This is a genomic window from Pseudoflavonifractor phocaeensis, from assembly GCF_038439875.1.
Lineage (GTDB): Bacteria > Bacillota > Clostridia > Oscillospirales > Oscillospiraceae > Vermiculatibacterium.
The window spans coordinates 1-5,817 of record NZ_JBCDMT010000008.1 but is presented as its reverse complement, the minus strand read 5'-3'; the positions used below and the strand labels follow the sequence as shown (position 1 = coordinate 5,817).

Sequence of the window (5,817 nt, the reverse complement as noted above, 5' to 3'; positions counted from 1 at the left end):
AGCGGCGTGTACCTTGTAAATTAAACAACGAAAAGAAGCTTAAAAAGCACCAGAAGAGGATGAGAAGTCCTCTTGAAGCAAGCAAGAGATTGTTTGTGAAGAGAGGCTCTTGACAAATTTCTTTGAAGCTATGGAAATGGTTTCAATAGAATGATTTAGACAGGCTGGAAACGGCCTGTATAGATACCATTTTATTGAGAGTTTGATCCTGGCTCAGGATGAACGCTGGCGGCGTGCTTAACACATGCAAGTCGAACGGGGTACCCTTGATTGAGGATTCGTCCAAATGATAGGAATACCTAGTGGCGGACGGGTGAGTAACGCGTGAGTAACCTGCCTTGGAGTGGGGAATAACAGCTGGAAACAGTTGCTAATACCGCATGACGCAGTCGGATCGCATGGTCTGACTGCCAAAGATTTATCGCTCTGAGATGGACTCGCGTCTGATTAGATAGTTGGCGGGGTAACGGCCCACCAAGTCGACGATCAGTAGCCGGACTGAGAGGTTGACCGGCCACATTGGGACTGAGACACGGCCCAGACTCCTACGGGAGGCAGCAGTGGGGAATATTGGGCAATGGGCGCAAGCCTGACCCAGCAACGCCGCGTGAAGGAAGAAGGCTTTCGGGTTGTAAACTTCTTTTATCAGGGACGAAGAAAGTGACGGTACCTGATGAATAAGCCACGGCTAACTACGTGCCAGCAGCCGCGGTAATACGTAGGTGGCAAGCGTTATCCGGATTTACTGGGTGTAAAGGGCGTGTAGGCGGGAAAGCAAGTCAGGCGTGAAAACTCGGGGCTCAACCCCGAGCCTGCGTTTGAAACTGTTTTTCTTGAGTGATGGAGAGGCAGGCGGAATTCCGTGTGTAGCGGTGAAATGCGTAGATATACGGAGGAACACCAGTGGCGAAGGCGGCCTGCTGGACATTAACTGACGCTGAGGCGCGAAAGCGTGGGGAGCAAACAGGATTAGATACCCTGGTAGTCCACGCTGTAAACGATGGATACTAGGTGTGGGGGGTCTGACCCCCTCCGTGCCGCAGCTAACGCAATAAGTATCCCACCTGGGGAGTACGATCGCAAGGTTGAAACTCAAAGGAATTGACGGGGGCCCGCACAAGCGGTGGAGTATGTGGTTTAATTCGAAGCAACGCGAAGAACCTTACCAGGGCTTGACATCCTACTAACGAAGCAGAGATGCATTAGGTGCCCTTCGGGGAAAGTAGAGACAGGTGGTGCATGGTTGTCGTCAGCTCGTGTCGTGAGATGTTGGGTTAAGTCCCGCAACGAGCGCAACCCTTATTGCTAGTTGCTACGCAAGAGCACTCTAGCGAGACTGCCGTTGACAAAACGGAGGAAGGTGGGGACGACGTCAAATCATCATGCCCCTTATGTCCTGGGCCACACACGTACTACAATGGCGGCCAACAGAGGGAAGCAATACCGCGAGGTGGAGCGAATCCCTAAAAGCCGTCCCAGTTCGGATCGCAGGCTGCAACCCGCCTGCGTGAAGTTGGAATCGCTAGTAATCGCGGATCAGCATGCCGCGGTGAATACGTTCCCGGGCCTTGTACACACCGCCCGTCACACCATGAGAGTCGGGAACACCCGAAGTCCGTAGCCTAACCAGCAATGGGGGGCGCGGCCGAAGGTGGGTTCGATAATTGGGGTGAAGTCGTAACAAGGTAGCCGTATCGGAAGGTGCGGCTGGATCACCTCCTTTCTAAGGAGACTTCAAGAAGTGAGATATCTTCTTGTAACGTCCTAAGGTCAGACCCTTCTGGAGCTTAGAGAGTGACTTTTCGTTGTTTAATTTAGAGGGCACACGTTGTCTGGGGGTTTAGCTCAGCTGGTAGAGCACCTGCTTTGCAAGCAGGGGGTCACCGGTTCGAGTCCGGTAACCTCCACCAAGACGGGCCAATAGCTCAGCTGGCTAGAGCACACGACTGATAATCGTGAGGTCGGTGGTTCGAGTCCACTTTGGCCCACCACCTTCTTTCTCTTGAAAGAGAAAGAAGGCAAAGAGAACTTCCATAGCGAACATCCTTCCAAGAGAATATTCATTGAGAACGGATTCAAGCGTTCAAAGGGTTGAATGTTTGAATCTGGTTTCAACGAAAGGCGAGACCGGAAGGGACGCACCTTGAAAACTGAACAATGTAGATTGAAAGTATGATAAGCAAGCAACAGAGGGCAATGAAAGCAAAAATGTTGTGGAATAAATATTGAATGGCGAAAGCTGTTTAGTAGGGTAACGACAATAATAAGCCAAATTGACAAACTTCTGTGACGCCTGCATAATTCATGATTATTGAGAACAGCTTTAAATTCAAGGTTGTTCTACAAGGTCAAGCTAATAAGAGCGCAAGGGGAATGCCTTGGCATCAGGAGCCGATGAAGGACGCGACAAGCTGCGATAAGCTACGGGGAGCGGCACATACGCATTGATCCGTAGATTTCCGAATGGGGAAACCCGGTGGAGCAATACTCCATCAACGTGCATTGAATCAAATAGGTGTACGTGGGGAACCGCCTGAACTGAAACATCTAAGTAGGGCGAGGAAGAGAAATCAACAGAGATTCCGCTAGTAGTGGCGAGCGAACGCGGAAGAGGCCAAACCAGAGGATTTATTCTCTGGGGTTGTGGACTCACACAACGGCACAATAGTCTAGCCGAATGGTATGGGAAGGCCAGCCACAGCGGGTGAGAGCCCCGTAGGCGAAAGGCGAGTTGTGTTAGTGAGGATCCAGAGTACCGCCGGACACGTGAAACCCGGTGGGAAACTGGGGGGACCACCCTCCAAGCCTAAATACTACCTGATGACCGATAGAGGAGCAGTACCGTGAGGGAAAGGTGAAAAGGACCCCGGGAGGGGAGTGAAATAGAACCTGAAACCTTGTGCTTACAAGCACTCAAAGCCCGTTAATGGGTGATGAGGTACCTTTTGTAGAATGGTCCGGCGAGTTATAGTTACTGGCAAGCTTAAGGCATTCAGTGCCGGAGGCGTAGGGAGACCGAGTGTGAATAGCGCGTATGAAGTCAGTAGCCATAGACCCGAAACCGGGTGACCTATCCATGGGCAGGCTGAAGGTGAGGTAAAACTCACTGGAGGGCCGAACACACGTTCGTTGCAATGACCGGTGATGACCTGTGGATAGCGGTGAAATTCCAATCGAACCCGGAGATAGCTGGTTCTCCCCGAAATAGCTTTAGGGCTAGCGTTGATTTAGATTCCTGGGGGTAAAGCACTGACTGGGCTAGGGGGCGATAAGCTTACTGAACCCTATCAAACTAAGAATACCAGAGAATTGATGATCGGCAGTCAGACTGTGTGAGATAAGTCTCATAGTCAAAAGGGAAACAGCCCAGACCCACAGCTAAGGTCCCAAATAGATACTAAGTGGAAAACGATGTGAAACTGCAAAAACAACCAGGATGTTGGCTCAGAAGCAGCCACTCATTCAAAGAGTGCGTAATAGCTCACTGGTCGAGTGGTTTTGCGCGGAAAATATAACGGGGCTAAGTATCTAACCGAAGCTTGGGCTTGCCGCAAGGCAGGGGTAGGGGAGCGTCGAATACGGGGTGAAGTCGTAGCGGAAGCAGCGGTGGACTGTATTCGAGTGAGAATGCCGGAATGAGTAGCGAGAATTATGTGGGAATCATAATGGCCGAAAATCTAAGGTTTCTTGGGGAAGGTTCGTCCGCCCAAGGTAAGCCGGGAGCTAAGGCGAGGCCGAAAGGCGTAGTCGATGCACATACGGTTGAAATTCCGTAGCCGCCGAAACTTAAGCACACTGACACTTTGAAATAGGAGAACCCGGGCGTTGGTTGACCCGGGCGTAAGGGACCGAAATTAGTAGGGAAGTCTCCGATGTTCAGAGGCGAGAAAAGGTGTGAGGTATGCTAAGGCGCCCGTACCGCAAACCGACACAGGTAGATGAGGAGAGAATCCTAAGGCCAACGGGAGAAGGGTTGTTAAGGAACTCGGCAAAATGACCCCGTAACTTCGGGAGAAGGGGAGCCCCCTAAGGGGGGCCGCAGTGAATAGGCCCAAGCGACTGTTTACCAAAAACACAGGTCTATGCTAAATCGAAAGATGACGTATATGGGCTGACGCCTGCCCGGTGCTGGAAGGTTAAGAGGAGATGTTAGTCTTCGGGCGAAGCATTGAATTGAAGCCCCAGTAAACGGCGGCCGTAACTATAACGGTCCTAAGGTAGCGAAATTCCTTGTCAGGTAAGTTCTGACCCGCACGAATGGCGTAACGATTTGGGCACTGTCTCAACAGCCCGCCCGGCGAAATTGTTGTACTGGTGAAGAAGCCAGTTACCCGCAACTAGACGGAAAGACCCCATGGAGCTTTACTGTAGCTTAATACTGGAAATCGGTAAGTCATGTACAGGATAGGTGGGAGACTTGGAAGCGCGGGCGTCAGCTTGCGTGGAGTCACCCTTGGGATACCACCCTTGATTTGCTGGTTTTCTAACCTGCGGCCGTGAATCCGGTCGGGGGACACTGTTAGGTGGGCAGTTTGACTGGGGCGGTCGCCTCCTAAAAGGTAACGGAGGCGCTCAAAGGTTGGCTCAGCACGGACGGAAATCGTGCAGTGAGTGTAAACGTATAAGCCAGCCTAACTGCGAGACTGACAAGTCGAGCAGTAACGAAAGTTGGAGTTAGTGATCCGGCGGTACGCGCGTGGAAGTGCCGTCGCTCAACGGATAAAAGCTACCCTGGGGATAACAGGCTGATCTCCCCCAAGCGTCCACAGCGACGGGGAGGTTTGGCACCTCGATGTCGGCTCGTCGCATCCTGGGGCTGTATTCGGTCCCAAGGGTTTGGCTGTTCGCCAATTAAAGCGGCACGCGAGCTGGGTTCAGAACGTCGTGAGACAGTTCGGTCCCTATCTGTTGCGGGCGTAAGAGATTTGAAGGGAGCTGTCCTTAGTACGAGAGGACCGGGATGGACGCACCGCTGGTGCACCAGTTGGCCTGCCAAGGTCATAGCTGGGTAGCTATGTGCGGACGAGATAAACGCTGAAGGCATCTAAGCGTGAAACTCCCCCTAAGATGAGATCTCTCACTCTTTATGAGGTAAGGCTCGATGTAGACTACATCGTTGATAGGCCGGAGGTGGAAGTGTGGTAACACATGCAGCTGACCGGTACTAATCAGCCGAGGGCTTGACCTTAACATGAAACATGCAAGGCGTGCTTGCTGAAGTATCCAGATCTACATTGTTCGGTTTTGAGGGTGCGTTCCAAAGCACCATTCTTCAGAAGAAGAGGGAGCCTTAAGAAAGCTCCGCGTGGAAGAGAGGTTTATGAAAGCTTCTTTTGCATACTTTTCTTCGAGAAGAAAAGTATGCGCCTTTAGCTCAGTTGGTAGAGCAACTGACTCTTAATCAGTGGGTCCCCGGTTCGAGTCCGTGAAGGCGCACCATGGCCCGTTGGTCAAGTGGTCAAGACGGCGGCCTCTCACGCCGCAAACGGGAGTTCGACTCTCCCACGGGTCACCACTTACTTTCTCTTGAAAGAGAAAGTAAGCAAAGAGAACTTTAATAAAAGTTCTTGACACAGGGCAGACAACTGAATATAATATCTTACTGTTGATAAGAACGGTAAGGAGAAGAAAGTTCCGTAAGGTAAAGACGGAGATATGGAAGTTTCTTTTGCTTACTTTTCTTTTCAAAGAAAAGTAAGTTGGTGCCGATTGCGGTGAGGGTCCACCCGTTCCCATCCCGAACACGGAAGTTAAGCTCACCCGCGCCGAAGATACTTGTCTGGCGACGGACCGGTAAAATAGGTGGTGCCAACACAA

4 tRNA genes and 3 rRNA genes are annotated in these 5,817 nt (G+C 51.5%); all 7 read left to right on the top strand.

What is annotated here, in order from left to right:
* Positions 1 to 190: 190 nt before the first annotated feature.
* The 7 genes from AAEU42_RS14500 (at position 191) to rrf (ending at position 5,814) form a co-directional block, all read left to right on the top strand.
* Positions 191 to 1,723: ribosomal RNA gene (locus tag AAEU42_RS14500) — 16S ribosomal RNA — on the top strand.
* Positions 1,724 to 1,834: 111 nt separating this feature from the next.
* Positions 1,835 to 1,910 (top strand) — tRNA-Ala (locus tag AAEU42_RS14495).
* A 4-nt stretch (positions 1,911 to 1,914) separates the two neighbouring features.
* Positions 1,915 to 1,991: transfer RNA gene (locus AAEU42_RS14490), tRNA-Ile, on the top strand.
* Positions 1,992 to 2,346: 355 nt separating this feature from the next.
* Positions 2,347 to 5,188 (top strand): 23S ribosomal RNA (locus AAEU42_RS14485).
* Between the two features lie 175 nt (positions 5,189 to 5,363).
* A tRNA-Lys gene (locus AAEU42_RS14480) sits at positions 5,364 to 5,439 on the top strand.
* A 1-nt stretch (position 5,440) separates the two neighbouring features.
* Positions 5,441 to 5,515 (top strand) — tRNA-Glu (locus tag AAEU42_RS14475).
* 183 nt (positions 5,516 to 5,698) lie between these two features.
* Positions 5,699 to 5,814, top strand: a 5S ribosomal RNA gene (gene rrf / locus AAEU42_RS14470).
* Together the 16S, 23S and 5S rRNA genes with 4 tRNA genes alongside form the textbook arrangement of a ribosomal RNA operon.
* Positions 5,815 to 5,817: the final 3 nt, after the last annotated feature.